Source organism: Pseudonocardia sp. UM4_GMWB1 (assembly GCF_017312155.1).
Classification (GTDB): domain Bacteria; phylum Actinomycetota; class Actinomycetes; order Mycobacteriales; family Pseudonocardiaceae; genus Pseudonocardia; species Pseudonocardia alni.
Map to the genome: position 1 here is coordinate 2,538,658 of NZ_QJPN01000001.1, position 18,258 is coordinate 2,556,915.

The following is an 18,258-nucleotide window of genomic DNA, read 5'->3' on the forward strand; positions in this document are numbered from 1 at the left end:
GGTCAGAACCCTCCGACGAAGCCGGCGGGCAGCGAGATCCCGAGCAGCATGCTGAACACGACCTGGACCGCCGAGGACACGGCGAGCCCGCCGAGCGCCATCGCGGGCCAGCGCCGGTTGCCCAGGGCGGCGGCGACGGTGACGAACAGCCCGGTCGCGGACAGGATCCACCCCAGGTAGGGCAGGACGACGATGAACGCGGCCACGCCGCCGACCGCGGTCAGCACGGCCGGGGCGTTCACCCCGGTGTCGGCCGGCGCGTCCCCGCCGGCGGCGCCCTCGACGTCGCCGTCACCGGTGGCCGCCGGGACCGGGGCCGGGGCGTCGAACTCCGGCCGTGGCCGCAGGATGTCGAACGCCAGCAGCGCCGCGACCACGTAGCACAGGATCGCGACGATCCACGGCATGGTGGTCGGACCGAACAGGCCGCCGTCGCCGACGACCCGCATGGTCAGCGTGCCGTAGGTCAGAAAGACCCCCAGCGCGGCGAGGATCGCGGGCACGACGAGCGCGCCCCGGGACAGGTGTGCAGGACGGCCGCTCATGCCAGCCCCAGCTCCTTCAGAAGGTCGTCGATGCGGGACTGCTCGGAGACCAGGTAGCGGTCGTAGTCCTCGCCGTAGGTCTCGCTGCGCACCCAGCGGTTGCGGGTCACGGCCTCGCCCCAGGACTCGGTCCCAACCATCTCGCGGGCGATCTGCTCCAGCTCCGCGCGGGCCTCGGGGGTGATCCCGGCGGGGGCGACGAGCCCGCGCCAGTTGACGAGGTCGACCTCGGGCATGCCCAGCTCGTCCATGGTCGGGGCGTCGACGCCCTGCAGGCGTTCGGGCGCGACGACGGCCAGCACCCGCAGCTGCCCGGACTCCACCAGGTCGCGGAAGTCGTTGTAGCCGGAGATCCCGACGCCGACGGTGCCGGCCGCGGTCGACAGCAGGCTCAGCGTGAGTTCGCCGCCGCCGGGGTGCGGGGTGTAGACCATCCGCTCGACGGGGATGTCGCGGGCCTGCGCGAGCTGGGCGGCGACCATGTGGTCGATACCGCCCGCCGAGCCGCCGCCGATCGGTAGCGCGGCCGGGTTCGCGGCCCAGGCGGTGAGCATGTCGTCGAGCGTGCGGAACGGTGACTCGGCCGGGACCGCGACGACCTCGAAGTCCTCCGCGAGCCGGGCGATCGGCGTCGTGTCCTGCAGGCTGAGCGCGCTGCCGGACTGGCTGATCCCGCCGAGCATGACGGTGCCGGTGACCATCATGGTGGTCTCCTCGCCGGCGAGACCGGCGAGCTGGTTGAGGCCGATGGTCCCGGCGGCACCGGGGATGTTGACCACCTGCACGGTGTTCACGATGTTCCCGGTGCGCATGGCCTGCTGCGCCTCGCGGGCGACCAGGTCCCAGCCGCCACCGGCGGCCGCGGGGGCGATGAGGGTGAGGTTGGAGCGCGCCGCCTGTCCCTCCCCGGACCGGGCGGCGTCGGCGAAGGCGGTCACCGCGAGTGCGGCGACGAGGACGATTCCCAGGGCTGCGATGACCTGCCGTCGTGGCATGGGGGCAGACGTTGGCACACGTCCGCTCCGTCCTCCATGGTCCGGATCGGAAACTCTACGATCTCTGTGACCACAACGAACTTTTCTCCGGTATGTCCGTTCGGCGTGGTTAGTCTCCGTCCCGTCCGCGAACGCCTGATGGGGAGCGACATGACGATCTGTGTGGCCTACGGCCCGACGCCCGAGGGCGACGCCGCCCTGGACCTGGCGGTCCGCGAGTCCCGGCTGCGGGGCGCCCCGCTGACGGTGCTGGCCACCGGCCGCCAGGAGCTGTTCGACGCCGACGGCACCGGGACCCACGACCACGCCTCGCTCGAGGTGACCATCGGGTCGCGGCTCGCCGGGCTGCGCGCCGAGGGCGACCCGACCACCGCGGTGCGCGTCGTCGACGACGGCGGCGACCCCGCCGAGGCGATCCTCGACCTGGCCGCGCAGGAGGACGCGCAGCTGCTCGTGGTCGGGGTGAGGCGGCGCAGCCCGGTCGGCAAGCTGCTCACCGGCAGCACCGCGCAGCGGATCATCCTGGACTCCCCGATCCCGGTCCTCGTGACCCACGCGGCGCGCTCGTAGGCTCGGCTTTCCCCAGGTCAGGCGCGCCTCACCGGGTGTCGGACGGATCACGAACGGGTGTGGGCGTCCCGAGGGCGGGGCACTCCCGGTACGTCCCGAACCGACATCGGAAGGAGCGGTGGGCACCATGGCCACCCCGATCACCAGCCCGCTCGACAGCGGCGCCACCGACATCACCGGCGGCGTGCTGCAGGAGACCCTCGTCGACCTCGTCGACCTGTCCCTGGTCGCGAAGCAGGCGCACTGGAACCTCGTCGGCAGGCAGTTCCGCGACATCCACCTGCACCTCGACGAGCTCGTCGACCTGGCCCGCGAGCACGGAGACTCGGTCGCCGAGCGGGCCGCCGCGATCGGCGTCGCCCCCGACGGTCGCGCGAAGACCGTCGGCCGCGACACCGGGCTGCCCGAGTACCCGGCGGGCTACGTGTCCGACTCCGACACCGTGCTCACCATCTCGGCGACCGTCGACGCCGCCGTCGACCGGCTGCGTCCGCGCATCGAGCAGGCCGGCAAGGCCGACCCGCTCACCGAGGACCTGCTCATCGAGCTGGGCCGCGCGCTGGAGGAGGCCCGCTGGATGTGGCAGGCGCAGGCCGCCGGCTACCGCGGCGAGGTCTGAGCAGCACCCGCACGACCACCGGCCCCGGGCGTCCCCACCACGACGTCCGGGGCCGTCGTGTGTCCGGGGGCGTGGTGTCCGGGGCCGGCTCAGCGCACCGCCGTCGCGGCCGCGGTGACCGTGGCCCGCCAGATCGCCATCGCCGCCCAGAGCACGAACACCCCGACCGGCAGGGGCAGGGCGTCGGGGAGGTCCGCACCGTAGGACGGCCGTAGCCCGCCGGTCCGCCACACCCGCCCGGCCTCGTTGACCGCGTCGGCCGTGGTGAGCAGGGCGAAGCGGCGCCCGATCCCCGAACCGGTGAGCCGGTAGGTCAGGTCGCCGAGCTCGACGGTCCACCGCGGGCGGGAGAGCGGCCCGTCCGGGTGGTCGACCGATCGCTGGATGTGCGCCCGGATGTCGCCCTCCAGCGCGAACCGGGCGATCCCCTCCGACCGCAGCGCGTAGGGGTGTCCGTCGATGACGAGGTCCCGGTGGGAGTGCCAGGCCCGCGCGCTCCACCCGGTGACGGCCCGGCCGTCGGCGGTGACCTCGTAGCGCACACGGAGCAGGCCCGCCGGGGTGGAGGTCGCACGCAGCTGCACCCGCCCAGCGTGCCACCGGCGCCGCCGCCGCGGGAGGACCACGCGGTGAACCGTGCGGTGGTCCCCGCATTGCTGGCCGCGTGCGCCGGGGTGGCGGACGTCTGGGCCGTGGTCGCACTGGGCGGCGCGTTCGCCGGTGTCGTCACCGGCAACCTCGTGACGGCCGGGCACGCCCTCGCCGTCGCCGAGCCGGCCCGGCTGCTGCCGCCTGCGGTCGCGGTGGCCGGGTTCGTCGTCGGCGTCGCGCTGTGGTCGCTGCTGCGCCGCCGGTGGCCGACGGCGGTGTCGGTCCCGCTCGTCGCCGAGCTGGTGGTGCTCGTCGTGCTCGCGGTGGCCTGGCCGCTCGCCCCGGGCGCGACGCTCCCGCTGCTCGCCGGTGCCGCACTGGCGATGGGCGGGCAGAGCAGCGTCGCGCAGCTGCTCGGACAGTCCACGACCTACATGACCGGCACGCTGACCGGCGCCGTGTCCGACCTGGCCACCGGCGACGGGCGGCGGTGGCCGGCGCTGCGCCAGCTCGCGGCGATCGTGCTCGGCGCCGTCGCCGGCGGGCTGGCGCTGGCGCACCTGCCGGCCGTCGTCCCGGCGCTGGCGGCACTGCTCGCCGCGGCCGCGGTCGTGGTCCGTGCCGTCGGGGACCGGCGGGTGCAGGATGATCCGGTGGGGCCCTCCGCCCCGCAGGACGACGACGTCGAAGGAGCACGACCGTGCCGCTGCACCCGCAGGTGGAAGCCCTCCTGAACCTCATGGCCGAACAGGGCGGGGCGCCGCCGGAGACCATGACCGTCGCGCAGAACCGCGCGATGATCCGGGAGATGGCCGCGGTGTCCGGTCCGCCCGAGCCGGTCGCGGCGGTCCGCGACGACCGCGCCGGCGACGTACCGGTGCGCATCTACACGCCCGAGGGCACCGGCCCGTTCCCGGTCCTGGTCTTCTACCACGGCGGCGGCTGGGTGATCGGCGACCTCGACAGCCACGACCCGGTCTGCCGGTCGCTGGCCAACCGGTCCGGCGCCGTCGTCGTCGCGGTCGACTACCGGCTCGCCCCCGAGCACCGGTTCCCGGCCGCCGTCGACGACGCCGTCGCCGCCCTGGAGTGGGTGCACGCCCACGCCGCGGAGTTCGACGGCGACCCGTCCCGCATCGCCGTCGGTGGCGACTCCGCGGGCGGGAACCTGTCGGCCGTCGTCGCCCAGCACGCCCGCGACCACGGCCCCGCCCTGCGGTTCCAGCTGCTGGTCTACCCGGCCGTCGACGCCGCCGACCAGAGCCCGTCGATGACCGAGAACGCCCAGGGCCCGCTCCTGACCGTCGCCTGGATGGAGTGGTTCATGGGCCACTACCTCACCGGCGAGCAGGACGCCCTGGACCCGCGCATGTCCCCGGCCCGCACCACCGACCTGTCCGGGCTGCCGCCCGCGCTGGTCGTCACCGCCGAGTTCGACCCGCTCCGTGACCAGGGCGCCGCCTACGCCGCGGCGCTGAACGCCGCGGGCGTGAAGACGGAGCTGCGCGAGTCGCCGGGCATGATCCACGGGTTCCTGCAGTTCGGTGCCGCGGTCGACGACAGCCGCGCCCTGCTCGACGAGGCGGGAGCAGCCCTGCGCGCCGCCCTGGCCTGACCCGGTGCGCCCTCACCCCGGGGTTGCCCCCAGGGGCACTTTCGTGGCTTAGAGGGCTACGAGGGTGACCCTGGGAGCAGCCCGGGCGGGGTGGGGGTGGCCGGCCACGCAGCGGCGTGGGAATGCGGGCCCCGGGCCGGTCGTTGCCGATGCTCAGTAGGCCGTCCGACCCGAGGAGCACCGTGCCCCGCCTGTCCCCGCCGGTGGCGTTCGCCGTCGTCGCAGCGACGTTCGTCTGGTTCCTCGCCGCGTCGTCCGCGCCGTCCCCGCTCTACGTCGTCTACCAGGAGCGGTTCGCGTTCACCGAGTTCACGCTGACCACGGTGTTCGCGGTCTACGTCCTCGCGCTGATCGCCGCCCTGCTCGTGGCCGGGTCGCTGTCCGACCACATCGGACGCAAGCCGGTGCTGCTCGGTGCGATCGCGCTGGAGGTCGTGTCCCTGGTGCTGTTCCTGCTGGCCGACGGCGTCGGCTGGCTGCTCGTCGCGCGCGTCGTCCAGGGCGTCGCGACCGGTGCGGCGACGGCGACGCTGCCCGCGACGCTGGTCGACCTCGCCGCCCGCGGTGACCGGCCGGACCGGGCGGGTGCGATCAACGGGACCGCTCCGCTCGCCGGGCTGGCGCTCGGTGCGCTCGGCTGCGGCCTGCTCGTCGAGTACGCGCCCGCCCCGACCCGCCTGGTCTGGGCGCTGCTGGTCGCCGGCCTGGTCCTGGCCGCCGTGCTGGTCGCGCTGATCCCGGAGACGATCGACCGTCGGCCCGGGGCGCTCGGGTCGCTGCGGCCGCGGGTCGGGGTGCCGCCACGGGTGCGGGCCGGCTTCGTCGCGATCGTGCCGATCCTGCTGGCCAGCTGGGCGCTCGGCGGGCTCTACCTGTCGCTCGGGGGCTCGGTCGTCGCGCAGGTGTTCGGGGTGCACGACCACCTGGTCGGCGGGCTCACCGTCGTCGCGCTCGTCGGGACCGGCGCGGTGACGGCGTTCGCGCTGCGCGGGCGGGTGCCGTCGGCGCTGCTCGTCCCGGCGGCCGGGCTGCTGGCCGCCGGCACCGTCGTCACCCTGGCCGGGGTGTCGACCGGGCTGCTCGCGCTCGCCGCCGTCGGTGCGGTCGTCGCCGGGCTCGGATTCGGTGCGGCCGCCTACGCCACGTTCGGGACGATGTCCACGCTCGCGGCCCCGCACGAGCGTGGCGAGCTGTTCGCCGCCCTCTACACACTGGCCTACCTGGCGTTCTCGGTGCCGGCGATGGTCGCGGGCGTCGCCGCGACGCTGGGGGAGCTGCGCCCCACGGCGCTGGTGTACGGCGGCGTCGTCGCGCTGCTGGCCGTCGTCGCGGCCGTGCTGGGCCGCCGTGTGCCGGTTCCCGCGACCGGAGAACCGGTCCCCGCGCCGACCTGCGGAGCCTGATCGGCGGACGGCGCGAGCGGTATGCGTTACCCCATCCGTCGGTGAACGCGGGCAGGCGACCACTCGTCGCGTACTCCGCGGTGGGCGGGTGTCACGGGTTGTGACCGATGGTCTCGGCGTGGTTACGGTGTCGGCCGCTCCGGGTCCTCCCCGCACTCCGGCCCGGGCGGTACCTGCTCCCCGAGGTAGAGGAACGACCATGGCTGGACGACACCGCAAACCCACCGAGACCGGCCGCCAGGTCGCCCGGATCAGCGCGTTCGCCGCGATGGCGGCCGCCCCGCTGGGCGTCGCCGGGACCGCCTCGGCGGCCGAGTCGACCTCGTCGGCCCCGTCCGTCGAGCGCTCGGCCACCTGGGAGAAGCTCGCGCACTGCGAGAGCACCGGCAACTGGGACGCCGACACCGGCAACGGCTTCAAGGGCGGCCTGCAGTTCACGCCGTCGACCTGGAAGGAGTTCGGCGGCCGCCAGTACGCGCCGAGCGCGGAGCAGGCCACCAAGGCCCAGCAGATCGAGATCGCGAAGAAGGTGCAGGACGAGCAGGGCTGGAAGGCCTGGCCGGCCTGCACCAAGAAGCTCGGCTGGCGCTGACCCGCCACACTGGCCGCATGGATCTGGACGCGGTACGGCGGATCGTCGCCGAGGACTCCGGGCTGTGCACCGTGGCGGTCGTACGCGCCGACGGCCGCCCGCACACCTCGCTGGTCAACGCCGGTGTGCTCGACCACCCCGTGACCGGCGCCCCGGTGGCCGCCTACGTCACCTACGGCCCCGTCAAGCTGACGGCGTTGCGTGCGCGACCCGCGACGTCGCTGCACTGGCGGGCCGGGTGGCGCTGGGTGGCCGTCGAGGGCAGCTCCGAGATCTTCGGGCCGGACGACCCGCGGGACGGCGTCGACGTACCGCAGCTCCTCCGGGACGTGTTCGTCGCGTGCGGTGGGACCCACGACGACTGGGCCGAGTACGACCGGGTGATGGCCGAGCAGCGGCGGGCCGCGGTGCTCGTCGTGCCGGAGCGGGTGGTCGGGAACCACTGACCGGACGGCCCACTGCCTGATTTCCACTTGCCTGTCCGGTACGTCACGCGGTGCGATGGTCCGCGTGAGGATGTCGTGACGGCCGGGCAACCTGGCCCGCAGCCGGTCGGCCCGCTCGGGACGGCGGAGCGCGCACCGGCGCCGGACCTCGCCCGCGGGGCGATGCTGTTACTCATCGCGCTCGCGAACACACCGTTCTACCTGTACGGACGGGCCCACTCCGAGGCCGGTTTCCACCCGGTCGACGGTTCGCCCGTCGACCGGGTCGTGCAGGCCGCGCTGATCATCGGCGTGGACATGCGGGTGTACCCGATGTTCGCGTTCCTGTTCGGGTACGGCCTCGCGGTGATCCGTCGGCGGCAGGCCGAGGCCGGGGTGCCGGACGCCCGGGCCTTCGCGGTGCTCCGCCGCCGCAACCTGTGGCTGATCGCGTTCGGTCTCGTGCACGCCCTGCTGCTGTGGGGTGGCGACGTCCTGGGCGCGTACGGCCTGTGCGGGCTGGTGCTGACCTGGCTGTTCCTGCGACGTTCCGACCGGACCCTGCTGGTGTGGTCGGCGCTGGGCACCGTCGTCCTCACGGCGTTCGCCGCGTTCTCGCTCTACGGTGCCTGGGCGGTCGTCGTCGAGGGAGTGCCGGTGCAGGGCGGAGGGCTCCCCGCCTTCGTGACCGCGAGCGCCTCGGCCACCGACCCGCTCACGGCGGCGCTGGACCGGATGCTGCTGTGGCCGTTCATCGTGCTCGGCCAGGGACTGTTCGGGATCGCGGTACCGGTTGCGATGCTCCTCGGGGTCTGGGCCGCCCGGCGCAGGGTGCTGGAACGGCCGGCCGAGCACCGGCGGCTGCTGTGGCCGGCGGCCGTCGTGGGGGTCGCGGTCGGCTGGCTCGGCGGGCTGCCGCACGCGCTCGCCCACGTCGGCGTGCTGCCGGAGCTCGGCACGGTCGTCTGGGCGTTCACCGCCGTACAGATGGTCACCGGGTTGGTGTGCGGGATCGGTTACGTCGCGGTGTTCGGTCTGCTCGCCGCCCGGCTCGAGGGGCGGCCACCGGGGCGGGTCGCGTCGGCGGTGACCGCGCTCGGCAGGCGGTCGATGACCGGCTATCTGGGACAGTCCGTGCTGTGCGCGCCGGTCCTCGCGGCCTGGGGGCTCGGGGTGGGTGGGCTGCTGGGTAGCGCCGGGATGGCCGTCTACGCGGTCGGGGTGTGGACGGTGACCGTCGCTGTCGCCGTCGCACTCGAACGGGCCGGTCGTACGGGCCCGGCCGAGCAACTGCTGCGACGGCTGGCGTACCGGCCGGGGCGGTGACCCGGCGGTCGGGCGCGGCCATCGGTACCCGGCCGCGGACCCGGCGGAACCGCCGCGGCCCGGGCCTCGTCCAAGCCGCATGACCACCTACGCCCACGACCCGGTCGCCTCGACGATCGTCGCCTGCTGGCCCACCGGCGACGGCGCCGTCGCCTGCCGGGCCGCCCGCGTCCCGAAGGCCCTCGACCACTCCCTGGCCCGCCGCACCGCGAAGGCGCTGAGCGCCCTGTCGACGCACCTGTGGGCCACCTACGCCGACCAGGCCGCCCACGAGCTCGACCCGGCGGCGCTCGCCGCGGCCGTGCGGCACCCGAACCAGCCGGTGGGGGACCTCCTGCGCGTCATGGAGGACGGCTGTGCCGAGACCGCGCACCTGCTGGGCCGGATCGTGGCGCGGGCACCGGGGCGGGCGTTCCGCGACGCCGTCGTCGCCGACGTCCGCGCCGAGACCGACGCCGTCCTCGTCGCCGACGACGGCGTCCTCACCGGACGCTCCGCCCAGGCCGTCGTCCACCCCCGGAGCGACGCCCCGGCCGAGCAGCTCCTCGTCGCGCACGCGCTGCTGCACGACGACCCGCTCGGCCCGCCCGCGATCGTGACGTCGGTCGAGCCGAACGCGGCCGCCGTCGCGACCCTGCGCTGGCTGCGGGCCTCGGCCGTGCTCGTCGCGGAGCGGGTCGGGCACACGGTGCCCGACGTCGTCGCGCTCGCCGAGGCGATCGGGCACGAGGACCTCCCGGTGGCCCGGCACGTGCTGTGCACCCTGGCCGGGGTCGGTGAAGAGGTGGTGGTCCTCGACCTGCTCCAGGAGGCCGTCCTGGCCCGCCAGGGCTGGTTCATCGTGTGCCCGGAGCAGCCACCGCATCCCGAGGAGGGCCACCGGGCGGTCTCGACCGTGCTGGACCCGCTCGACCCGGCGTCGTGCCTGCTCGATGGCCTGGTCCGCGGGCTGCACGGCTGTTTCCGGGTGTGGCTCGACGACGTCGTGGCCCGGGAGACCCCCGGCACCGACCCGCGGCTGGTCGGGACCGCCCGGACCGCGGCGCTGCGCCTGCGCTACACCGACGAGGTACGGCGCTCGGTCCGGGCGGGCCGCTGAGCGGCTCGGCCGGCGACGACCGGCCCGGCGACCACCGGCCGTCACCGGGGCGCGGCTGGAGGATCACGCCGTTCCGGACCGGCGCCCCGCGAGCATCTGTACCGCGGTCCCGGCGACGGGCAGCACCAGCAGCAGCGCGAGTGCCGCGCTCAGCCCGACGACGGCGGCGAACCCGCCGATCACCGCCGCCCCGATCCCGGCGCCGGTGAGGAAGCACAGCGTCGCCACCCCGATCGCGCCGCTGCGCCGGTCCTGCGGCACCGCCGTGCCGACGGCGGCGATCATCGCGGGCTGCCCGGTGCCGAACGCCAGCGTCACCAGCATCGGCGCGAGCGCCAGCACCCACGGCAGGTGGCTCGCCACCCCGGCCACGGCCACGACCAGCCCGACGACGGTCGTCGCGCAGGCGCACGTCAGGGTCTGCCGCGGCCCGATCCGGGCCTGCAGGAACGCCGACGCCGCCGGGCACGCCAACGCCACCACCGCCGACGGCACCAGCACCAGCCCGGTGGCCAGTGGGCTCCAGCCGCGCTCGGCGAGCTCCAGCGGGATGCCCAGCAGCAGGGCGAACCAGCTGGCCGGCACCGCCGAGGCGCACAGCGAGCTGCGCACCACCGTCGCGTTGCCGACCACCCCGCGCGGCAGGAACCCGTCGGGCCGGGCCCGCACCCACAGCGCCGTCACCGGGACGCCGACCGCGAGCAGCACCCCACCGGCGACGGCCGCGACCGCACCCGCGCTGGGCGACTGCACCAGCAGCACCAGTCCGGACACCGCCGTCGCGACGATCGCCGCACCCACCAGGTCCACCCGGGCGCCGTCGCCGCGGACCACCGAGTGCCGCCACAGGTAGGGGACCGCGAGCAGCGCCAGTACCGGCAGCGCGACCGCGGCCCGCCAGCCGCCCACCGTCGTCAGCGCCCCGCCGATCAGCGGGCCGAGCGCGGACAGCGCGGCCGAGATCCCGGCCAGCCGCCCGAGCACGCCGCCGCGTCGTTCCGGCGGGGTCCTGGCGGACAGCAGCGCCGAGGCGAGCACCGGGACCGAGGCCGCGCCCAGCCCCTGCACGATCCGGGCCGCCATCAGCAGGCCGAAGCTCGGCGCGGCCGCCGCGGCGAGCGCTCCCAGCCCGAGCAGGCCCACCCCGACACACAGCGGCACCCGGATGCCGACGGCGTCGGCGAGCCGTCCGTGCACCGGCGTCGCGACGGCCAGCGCGACCGCGTACCCGCTCACCATCCAGGTCGCGACCGCGGTGTCGACGCCGAGCCCGTCGGCGAGCAACGGCAACGCGACCGTCACCCCCGACGTCGAGGTGCCGGCGAGGCCGAAGAGGAGTCCGAGCACGATCGACAGGAGCACGCGATGATCCTCACCCGCCCGGGCGACCGGTGCACCGTGATTCGCTGTGAACCGTGCCGAACCGACCTGTCATCCGCCCGGCGACCGCCGAGGACGCCGACGCCTGCGCCGCCGTCTACGCCCCCTACGTCCGGGACACCGCGATCAGCTTCGAGGCCGAGCCGCCGGGCCCGGTGGAGATGGCCGAGCGGATCGCCGCCGCCCGCGAACGCCACGCCTGGCTGGTCGCCGTCGGCCCCGGCGGTGAGGTGCTCGGCTACGCCTACGGCGGGCCGTGGAAGTCCCGCGAGGCCTACGCGTGGACCTGCGAGGTCTCGGTCTACCTGGCCCCGTCGGCGCAGGGGCGGGGGCTGGGCCGGGCGCTGTACGAGGCGCTGTTCGCCGAACTCGTCGCGCGCGGCATGGTCGTCGCCGTGGCCGGGATGACCGTGCCGAACGAGGCGAGCGCCGCGCTGCACCGTGCCCTGGGGTTCAGCGAGGTCGGGACGTTCCGCGGTGTCGGCTGGAAGCACGGGGCGTGGCGCGACGTGACCTGGTTCCGGCGGGCGCTGGTCGGGGCGCCGCCGGACGGCCCCCGGGACTGACACCGCCGGGCGCGTGCGAGGATCACCGCCCGTTGCGCCCCGCACCGTTCCGGCCCACCGGCCGGGATCGGCGCCGGCGCGCCCCGCCCGTGACCCGGGCCGGGGGAGCGGTACCGCACGGGGAGCACCATGGACGGCCTGCGCCGTGAACTCGACGGACGCCAGATCGGCATGATCGCCGTGGGCGGCGCGATCGGCACCGGGCTGTTCCTCGGCTCCGGGCTCGCCATCTCCATCGCCGGGCCGGCGGTGATCGTCGCCTACGTCGTCGCCGCCGTCGTCGCGCTGGTCCTGGCCTACGCGTTGGCCGAGATGGTGGTGCGCCACCCCGAGGCCGGGGGATTCGGGCCCATCACCCAGCGCTACCTCGGGCACGGTGCCGGGTTCGTGCAGCGCTGGATGTACTGGGCGGCGCAGGTCGTGAACATCGGCAGCGAGGTCGTCGCGGCCGGGCTCTACCTGACGTTCTGGTATCCCGACCTGCCGCTGTGGATCCCGGTCGTCGGGTTCTCGGTGGTGATGCTCGCGGTCAACGCGGGCGCGGTCCGCTTCTTCGGCGAGACCGAGTACTGGTTCGCGATGATCAAGGTCGTGACGATCGTGGCGTTCATCGTCGTCGGCCTCGTCGCGATCGTGTTCGGTCTGCCCGGGCAGCAGCCCGTGGGCCTCGGCGCGCTCACCGCGCACGGCGGGTTCGCCCCGAACGGCCTCGGCGCGATCTGGCTCGCCCTGACCGTGGTGACGTTCTCGTTCCTCGGCACCGAGGCCGTCGCCGTCACCGCGGCCGAGTCCTCGGACCCGGTCCGCGACATCCCGCGCGCGGCCCGGCGCACCGTGGTGCGCCTCGCGGTCTTCTACGTCGGGGCGATGCTGGTGGTGGTGACCCTGCTGCCGTGGAACACCGTGACGACCGGCGACGACGTCACCGAGTCGCCGTTCGTCCGCCTGTTCGCCCTGGCCGGGGTGCCCGCGGCGGCCGCGGTGATGAACGTCGTGGTGCTGACCGCGGCGCTGTCGGCGATGAACACGAACCTCTACGTGACCGCGCGCATGACCTACTCGCTGGCCCGCGACGGCTACGCGCCCCGTTCGCTCGCCCGGGTCAACCGGCACGGCGCCCCGCAGCGGGCCCTGGCGCTGTCCGCGGTCGGGCTGGCGCTGGCCTGCCTGGTCTCGGTGTTCGCCGAGGCCACGGCGTTCCCGCTGCTCGTCGGGCTGGCCCTGTTCGGGGCGCTGGTGACCTGGCTGCTGATCTTCGCCGCGCACCTGGCGTTCCGCCGGTCCGGCGCGGGGCAGGAGTCCCCGGTACGGCTGTGGGGCGCCCCGTACACGACCGTCGCGGCGATGCTGTTCGTCGCCGCGGTGCTGGCGACGACGCCGTTCACCACCGAGTTCGCGACGGCGGCACAGGCGGGCGTGCCCTTCCTAGCCCTGCTCGTCGTGGTCTACCTGGTGGTGCGGCGCCGCCGCCGGCGGGTCACGCCTTCTTCAGTTCCGAGTGGAGCTTGAGGACGGTCTGGCCGTCCTCCTGCTCGAGCACGTAGGCCGGGTTGTCCTCGGTCCCGTTGCGGGACTGCTTCGACCCGTCGATGGTCTTCTCGATGCGGTCGGTGGAGTGGTCCACGACCTTGCCGGTCGGGGTGCCGTTGCCCCAGTTCCACGCGACCCACGTGCCCTTGGCGAACTTCTGCGTCATGGGACCGGATACCCCCGCACCGGCCGGTCAACCCGGCGCGGGGGAACGCCTCACCAGATCCGGACGCGCCGGTCCGGGTCGGTGTAGAGCCCGTCGTCCTCGGTCACCCCGAACGCCTCGTGGAACGTGTCGAGGTTCGTGACGACCGCGTTGCACCGCAGGTCCGGCGGCGAGTGCGGGTCGGTGGTGAGCCGACGGATCGCCTCGGCGTCGCGGGTCACCGCCCGCCACACCTGCGCCCAGCCGAACAGCACCCGCTGCTCGCCGGTCAGGCCGTCGATCACCGGCGGCTCGGAGCCCTCGTGCGCGATCCCGTAGGCCTTCAGCGAGATCGTCAGACCACCCAGGTCGCCGATGTTCTCGCCGACCGTCAGTGAGCCGTTGACCTTGTGGTCGGGCAGGCCGGCCGGGGACAGGCCGTCGTACTGGTCGATCAGCATCTTCGCGCGGGACTCGAACTCGGTCCGGTCGGCGGCCTCCCACCAGTCGGTGAGGTTGCCGTCGCCGTCGTAGCGGGAACCCTGGTCGTCGAAGCCGTGGCCGATCTCGTGGCCGATGACTGCGCCGATGCCGCCGTAGTTGGCGGCGTCGTCGGCGTCGGGGTCGAAGAACGGCGGCTGCAGGATCGCGGCCGGGAACACGATCTCGTTGAGCCGCGGGTGGTAGTAGGCGTTGACCGTCTGCGGGGTCATCAGCCACTCGTCGTGGTCGACGGGGCCGCCGAGCTTGGCGTACTCGAAGTCGTGGCGCCACTCCGCGGCCCGGCCCGCGTTTCCGAGCAGGTCGGCCGGGTCGATCTGCAGGTCGGAGTAGTCCTTCCACTTCTCCGGGTAGCCGACCTTCGGGGTGAACTTGCCGAGCTTGTCCTGCGCCCGCTCCCGGGTTGCCGGGCTCATCCAGTCCAGGGTGGAGATCGACCGGCGGTAGGCCTCGACGATGTTGTCGACCAGCTCGGTGATGCGCTCCTTGGCGTGCGGCGGGAAGTGCCGCTCGACGTAGATCTTCGCGACGGCCTCGCCGAGCGCGCCCTCCACCAGTGACACCCCGCGCTTCCACCGCTCGCGCAGCTCCGGGGTGCCGGACAGGGTGCGGCCGAAGAAGTCGAAGTCGGCCTCGACCAGGTCGGCGGACAGGAACTCCGCGCACGACCCGGCGACGGTCAGCGCCAGCCACGCCTGCCACTGCTCCAGCGGGCGCCCGGCCCACAGCTCACCGGCCGCGGTGACGAAGCTCGGCTGGCGGACGATGACCTCGTCGTAGGCGTGCGCGGGCACCCCCAGCGCGGACTCCCACTCGGTCCAGTCGAAGCCCGGGGCGGCGGCGCGGAGCTCGTCGCGGGTCATCAGGGTGTAGGTCTTCTCGGCGTCCCGGTTGAGGACCCGGTCCCACGACGCGTCGGCGAGCGCGGTCTCCAGGTCCATGACCTGCTCGGCGACGCGCTCCGGCTCGGCCAGCCCGACCAGCTCGGCGAGACGCTGGAGGTGTTCGACGTACTTCGTGCGGATCTCCGGGTCGCCCTCGTCGCCGTAGTACGACTCGTCGGGCAGTCCCAGCCCGGCCTGGTTGAGGTTCACCAGGTAGCGGGAGGAGTCCTTGAGGTCGGTCGCGATGAACTCGCCGAACAGCGCGGCACGGCCCTCGCGCTGGCGTCGGCCGAGCACGCCGGCCAGCGCCGCCCGGTCGGTCGCGGCGTAGATCTCGTCGAGCAGCGGGCGCAGTGGCGCGGTCCCGAGCTCCTCGGCCCGCTCGACGTCCATGAAGGAGCGGTACAGGTCGCCGACCTTGCGGGCCTCGGTGCCGGGCTCCGCCGAGGACGCGCACTCCTCGACGATCTCGTGGACCTGGTCCTCGGCCCGGTCGCGCAGGACGCGGAACGCGCCGTCCTGCGAGCGGTCATCGGGGATCTCGTGGGTCGCCAGCCACCGGCCGTTCACGTGGGCGAACAGGTCGTCCTGGGGGCGGACGTCCGGGTCGACCCAGTTGAGGTCGAGACCGGACGGTCGCGAGGTCGGGGCGGACTCGGTGGTCGTCATGGGGCCATCCTGCCTGTCGGAACCGACGGTTTCGAGCAGCCGACGCCGACACGCCCGCGCCGCCCGGTCCGCCGCGGAAGTGGGAGTGCTGCGCCGGTGGTACCCCGTGGCCGCCGGACCAACCGCGGCACGCGTGTAGAACCGGCGGTGATGACCGACATGTGGGACGACCTCTTCGAAGCCCCCGACGCCGCCGAGGTCCTCGGGGACCTCCACGAGCTCGCGACGAGCGTCTTCGACCTCTGCTACGACGGCTCCGAGCCGGAGTGGGCGGCCTGGGCCTGGTCGATCCTCACCCGCGCCGGCCTGGCCGCCGCCGGCACCGAGTACGAGCGTGGCGAGCTGGTCCTGCGGCTGCTCGCGCTGAACATGTTCCACCGCGAGTTCTGCGCCCGCGCCCTCGACCTGGGCGTGCCGGGGGAGTGGGACGTCGACCCCGACCGCGTGCTGGGCGACCACCCGCGCCTGCACCCGGTCCTGCTCGGGATCATCGCGGAGCGGCGAAGCCTGGACCTCGCCGACTCCACCGACCCGGGGGACCTGGACTTCGACGTGTCGGTCGCCGCGACCGCGCTCGACGCGCTGGTGCGTTCGGAGTACCGGCGGGTGGTGCCGCTGCTGGTGAAGATGGCCGGCCCGGCGGATCTGGCCGCGTCGGTGTGGGCGTCCACCCGGGAGGGGGCGCGGTTCCCGCTGTCCGACACCGCGGTACGGGAGCTGACCGTCGCCCTCACCCCGGCCGGGCACGCCGCGCTCGAGTGGGTCCGGGGCGGCGCACGCCGGAGTTGACCGGACAGGACTCCGCCGGGTGGACCCCGGCTTGTCGGCCACCGGAGCCGGCGCGCACCATCGCGGTGTGACGATCAACTTCGACGCGCCGGTCACCCGGCCCCGCACCACTCCCGCCATCGACCTGCTGGAGGGCGAGCGCCTGCTCGCCCGTCTGCCGGGCGACGGGCCGGACCGGAGCGGCGCGCGGTACGAGGCGTTCACCGTCACCCCGCTCGGGCGCACCCTGGGCGCCGAGATCACCGGGATCGACCTGCGGGAGCAGGTCGACGAGCAGCTGCGCGCCGAGCTGCACCGGGCACTGCTGGAATGGAAGGTGCTGTTCTTCCCCGGCCAGCACCTGACCAGCGAGCGGCAACGCGAGCTCGCCCTGCTCTGGGGCGACCTGGAGACCAACCCGATGCTCGACACCGGTGACTCCGCCGACGTCGTCCGCTTCGGCACCGGGAAGCGCACCTACGAGAACATCTGGCACGCCGACACCACGTTCCGCACCGCTCCGGCGATGGGCGCCATGCTGCGGATGGTGCAGACGCCGCCGTTCGGCGGGGACACGATGTGGGCCGACATGGCCGTCGCCTACGACAACCTCACCGACGAGGTGAAGGCCCGCATCGACGACGCCGTCGCCGTGCACGACATGGTGCCCGGCTTCGCCCGCTTCCTGGACCCGGACAGGCTGGCCCGGGTGCAGGACCTGTTCCCGCCGGTGACCCACCCCGTCGTCCGGACCCACCCCGAGACCGGGCGGCGGACGCTGTACGTGAACGCGTCGTTCACCACGGCGATCGTCGGGCTGCCCCGCGAGGAGTCCGACGCGCTGCTGCGGCACCTGTTCGCGCAGGCCCACGTGCCCGAGTTCCAGGTCCGTTACCGCTGGTCCGAGGGCACCCTCGCGTTCTGGGACAACCGGGCCACCCAGCACTACGCCGTCGGCGACTACCACCCGCACACGCGGGTCGCCGAGCGTGTCGCGATCGCGGGTGACCGACCCTTCTGAGGGCCGGCCACCCGAGTTCGAGTTGCCGAACACGGGGGCCCCTCGATACTGGGAGGAGGCGGTCCACCAGAGCGGCCGCCACCGCGAACCGGTCGGTCCCGGCGTGTCCACACGCAGCAGGATCGGCGCCTCCCACGAGCGTCCGTACGCGCATCCCGCCCCGCCGCCACCACCCGCGGCGGGGCGTGCGCCGGCATGCTCCGACCGCGAAGGAGCACCCCCGTGCCCGCGATCCTGTTCGGCTCCATCTCCACCCTCGTCGACACCTCCGAGCTGCAGCGCGAGGCGTTCAACGAGGCCTTCTCCCGGCACGGCCTCGACTGGCACTGGGACCGCGACGACTACCTCGCCATGCTGGAGTCCAACGGCGGCGCCCAGCGCATCGCCGAGCACGCCGCGTCCACCGGTGAGACCGTCGACGCCGACGCCGTGCACGCCACCAAGTCCGAGGTCTTCCGGGAGAAGCTGCGGGAGTCCGGCGGGACCCCGCGCCCCGGCGTCCGCGAGACCATCAAGGCCGCGCACGGCCGCGGGGTCACCGTCGGGCTGGTCACGACGACCTCCCGCGACAACGTCGACGCCGTCCTCGACGCGCTCGGACCGGACGTGACGCGCACGGACTTCGCGCTGCTCATCGACCGCGCGGTCGTGTCCGCGCCCAAGCCCGACCCCGCGGCGTACACGCACGCGATCGCCGCGCTCGGCGAGACCGCCGACAGCGTCGTCGCCATCGAGGACAACGTCGGTGGCGTCGCCTCGGCGAACGGTGCGGGTGTGCGCGTCGTCGCCTTCCCGAACGCCAACACCGCGGGTCACGACTTCTCCCAGGCCACCGAGCGCGTCGAGTCGCTCGACGACGGTGCGCTGCTGGCCGGCGTCACCCGCTGACGCCCGGCGGCGTCACCCCGCTCCACCCTCCGCACGGCCCGACGGGCCCGGTCGCACCGACCGGGCCCGGCACGGGCGTGCCCACGAGTCCCATGCCCCGCCCCGGATCGACCTGATCGGAGACCA

Annotated in this window: 20 protein-coding genes; 14 read left to right on the top strand and 6 right to left on the bottom strand. The window is 74.3% G+C overall.

The window, feature by feature from the left end:
• Positions 1-2: 2 nt before the first annotated feature.
• Entirely contained in the window at positions 3-545 is a 543-nt protein-coding gene (locus DMP15_RS12320; RefSeq protein WP_161152385.1) for a tripartite tricarboxylate transporter TctB family protein, read from the bottom strand.
• A complete protein-coding gene (locus DMP15_RS12325) occupies positions 542-1,540 on the bottom strand; it encodes a Bug family tripartite tricarboxylate transporter substrate binding protein (RefSeq protein ID WP_161152386.1) in 999 nt (332 codons plus the stop codon). Before DMP15_RS12325 ends, DMP15_RS12320 begins: the two co-directional genes overlap by 4 nt.
• A gap of 150 nt (positions 1,541-1,690) precedes the next feature.
• Between DMP15_RS12325 and DMP15_RS12330 the strand changes: the two genes are divergently transcribed.
• On the top strand, positions 1,691-2,110 hold the full coding sequence (locus tag DMP15_RS12330; protein ID WP_073574428.1) for a universal stress protein: 420 nt from the start codon (positions 1,691-1,693) through the stop codon (positions 2,108-2,110).
• Between the two features lie 127 nt (positions 2,111-2,237).
• Positions 2,238-2,729, top strand: a complete 492-nt coding sequence (locus DMP15_RS12335; protein WP_161152388.1) for a Dps family protein — start codon at positions 2,238-2,240, stop codon at positions 2,727-2,729.
• Positions 2,730-2,818: 89 nt separating this feature from the next.
• Here DMP15_RS12335 and DMP15_RS12340 read toward each other — a convergent pair whose 3' ends face one another.
• Positions 2,819-3,313: a hypothetical protein gene (locus DMP15_RS12340; protein WP_161152389.1), complete on the bottom strand. Its 495-nt coding sequence runs from the start codon at positions 3,311-3,313 to the stop codon at positions 2,819-2,821.
• Positions 3,314-3,358: 45 nt separating this feature from the next.
• Between DMP15_RS12340 and DMP15_RS12345 the strand changes: the two genes are divergently transcribed.
• The 7 genes from DMP15_RS12345 (at position 3,359) to DMP15_RS12375 (ending at position 9,780) form a co-directional block, all read left to right on the top strand.
• A complete protein-coding gene (locus tag DMP15_RS12345; RefSeq protein ID WP_337825918.1) occupies positions 3,359-4,054 on the top strand; it encodes a DUF1275 family protein in 696 nt (231 codons plus the stop codon).
• Between the two features lie 5 nt (positions 4,055-4,059).
• The gene (locus DMP15_RS12350) at positions 4,060-4,935 is read left to right on the top strand and encodes an alpha/beta hydrolase (protein ID WP_202417106.1); all 876 of its coding nucleotides are present in this window, start codon (positions 4,060-4,062) and stop codon (positions 4,933-4,935) included.
• A 182-nt stretch (positions 4,936-5,117) separates the two neighbouring features.
• Positions 5,118-6,338: an MFS transporter gene (locus DMP15_RS12355; protein ID WP_304580032.1), complete on the top strand. Its 1,221-nt coding sequence runs from the start codon at positions 5,118-5,120 to the stop codon at positions 6,336-6,338.
• 199 nt (positions 6,339-6,537) lie between these two features.
• Positions 6,538-6,930, top strand: a complete 393-nt coding sequence (locus DMP15_RS12360) for a transglycosylase family protein (RefSeq protein WP_073574234.1) — start codon at positions 6,538-6,540, stop codon at positions 6,928-6,930.
• A 17-nt stretch (positions 6,931-6,947) separates the two neighbouring features.
• Positions 6,948-7,376 carry a pyridoxamine 5'-phosphate oxidase family protein gene (locus DMP15_RS12365; RefSeq protein WP_073574233.1) on the top strand — a complete coding sequence of 143 codons (429 nt, stop codon included), beginning with the start codon at positions 6,948-6,950 and terminating at the stop codon, positions 7,374-7,376.
• Positions 7,377-7,451: 75 nt separating this feature from the next.
• Positions 7,452-8,681 carry a DUF418 domain-containing protein gene (locus DMP15_RS12370; RefSeq protein ID WP_073574232.1) on the top strand — a complete coding sequence of 410 codons (1,230 nt, stop codon included), beginning with the start codon at positions 7,452-7,454 and terminating at the stop codon, positions 8,679-8,681.
• 79 nt (positions 8,682-8,760) lie between these two features.
• Entirely contained in the window at positions 8,761-9,780 is a 1,020-nt protein-coding gene (locus DMP15_RS12375) for a hypothetical protein (protein WP_073574231.1), read from the top strand.
• 63 nt (positions 9,781-9,843) lie between these two features.
• Here the strand turns inward: DMP15_RS12375 and DMP15_RS12380 are convergent, their stop codons facing one another.
• Complete coding sequence (locus DMP15_RS12380; protein WP_073574230.1) at positions 9,844-11,142, bottom strand: MFS transporter; 1,299 nt, start codon at positions 11,140-11,142, stop codon at positions 9,844-9,846.
• Between the two features lie 53 nt (positions 11,143-11,195).
• Here DMP15_RS12380 and DMP15_RS12385 point away from each other — a divergent pair, with 53 nt between their 5' ends.
• Both DMP15_RS12385 and DMP15_RS12390 read left to right on the top strand, forming a co-directional pair.
• Positions 11,196-11,726, top strand: a complete 531-nt coding sequence (locus tag DMP15_RS12385; protein WP_337825919.1) for a GNAT family N-acetyltransferase — start codon at positions 11,196-11,198, stop codon at positions 11,724-11,726.
• 129 nt (positions 11,727-11,855) lie between these two features.
• A complete protein-coding gene (locus tag DMP15_RS12390; protein WP_073574228.1) occupies positions 11,856-13,235 on the top strand; it encodes an amino acid permease in 1,380 nt (459 codons plus the stop codon).
• On the opposite strand, the gene DMP15_RS12395 is transcribed toward DMP15_RS12390, so the two are convergent.
• On the bottom strand, positions 13,204-13,422 hold the full coding sequence (locus tag DMP15_RS12395; RefSeq protein WP_062396049.1) for a DUF2945 domain-containing protein: 219 nt from the start codon (positions 13,420-13,422) through the stop codon (positions 13,204-13,206). The two genes, DMP15_RS12390 and DMP15_RS12395, sit on opposite strands and share 32 nt — an antisense overlap.
• A 50-nt stretch (positions 13,423-13,472) precedes the next feature.
• Entirely contained in the window at positions 13,473-15,455 is a 1,983-nt protein-coding gene (locus tag DMP15_RS12400; protein WP_337825920.1) for a M13 family metallopeptidase, read from the bottom strand.
• A gap of 150 nt (positions 15,456-15,605) precedes the next feature.
• Between DMP15_RS12400 and DMP15_RS12405 the strand changes: the two genes are divergently transcribed.
• The 3 genes from DMP15_RS12405 to DMP15_RS12415 all read left to right on the top strand — a co-directional run bounded on the left by DMP15_RS12405 (position 15,606) and on the right by DMP15_RS12415 (position 18,132).
• The gene (locus DMP15_RS12405) at positions 15,606-16,244 is read left to right on the top strand and encodes a hypothetical protein (protein ID WP_073574226.1); all 639 of its coding nucleotides are present in this window, start codon (positions 15,606-15,608) and stop codon (positions 16,242-16,244) included.
• A gap of 67 nt (positions 16,245-16,311) precedes the next feature.
• Positions 16,312-17,244 (top strand): TauD/TfdA family dioxygenase, encoded by a 933-nt coding sequence (locus tag DMP15_RS12410; RefSeq protein ID WP_073574425.1) that lies wholly within the window; start codon positions 16,312-16,314, stop codon positions 17,242-17,244.
• Positions 17,245-17,466: 222 nt separating this feature from the next.
• Complete coding sequence (locus tag DMP15_RS12415) at positions 17,467-18,132, top strand: HAD family hydrolase (RefSeq protein WP_100878098.1); 666 nt, start codon at positions 17,467-17,469, stop codon at positions 18,130-18,132.
• The last annotated feature ends 126 nt before the right edge of the window (positions 18,133-18,258 follow it).

What these genes read in the sequence shown, in the direction of transcription:
- DMP15_RS12320 (WP_161152385.1), bottom strand. Translation starts at nt 545, where the DNA reads ATGAGCGGCCGTCCTGCACACCTGTCCCGGGGCGCGCTCGTCGTGCCC.
- DMP15_RS12325 (WP_161152386.1), bottom strand. Translation starts at nt 1,540, where the DNA reads ATGCCACGACGGCAGGTCATCGCAGCCCTGGGAATCGTCCTCGTCGCC.
- DMP15_RS12330 (WP_073574428.1), top strand. Translation starts at nt 1,691, where the DNA reads ATGACGATCTGTGTGGCCTACGGCCCGACGCCCGAGGGCGACGCCGCC.
- DMP15_RS12335 (WP_161152388.1), top strand. Translation starts at nt 2,238, where the DNA reads ATGGCCACCCCGATCACCAGCCCGCTCGACAGCGGCGCCACCGACATC.
- DMP15_RS12350 (WP_202417106.1), top strand. Translation starts at nt 4,060, where the DNA reads ATGGCCGAACAGGGCGGGGCGCCGCCGGAGACCATGACCGTCGCGCAG.
- DMP15_RS12360 (WP_073574234.1), top strand. Translation starts at nt 6,538, where the DNA reads ATGGCTGGACGACACCGCAAACCCACCGAGACCGGCCGCCAGGTCGCC.
- DMP15_RS12365 (WP_073574233.1), top strand. Translation starts at nt 6,948, where the DNA reads ATGGATCTGGACGCGGTACGGCGGATCGTCGCCGAGGACTCCGGGCTG.
- DMP15_RS12375 (WP_073574231.1), top strand. Translation starts at nt 8,761, where the DNA reads ATGACCACCTACGCCCACGACCCGGTCGCCTCGACGATCGTCGCCTGC.
- DMP15_RS12390 (WP_073574228.1), top strand. Translation starts at nt 11,856, where the DNA reads ATGGACGGCCTGCGCCGTGAACTCGACGGACGCCAGATCGGCATGATC.
- DMP15_RS12395 (WP_062396049.1), bottom strand. Translation starts at nt 13,422, where the DNA reads ATGACGCAGAAGTTCGCCAAGGGCACGTGGGTCGCGTGGAACTGGGGC.
- DMP15_RS12400 (WP_337825920.1), bottom strand. Translation starts at nt 15,455, where the DNA reads ATGACGACCACCGAGTCCGCCCCGACCTCGCGACCGTCCGGTCTCGAC.
- DMP15_RS12405 (WP_073574226.1), top strand. Translation starts at nt 15,606, where the DNA reads ATGACCGACATGTGGGACGACCTCTTCGAAGCCCCCGACGCCGCCGAG.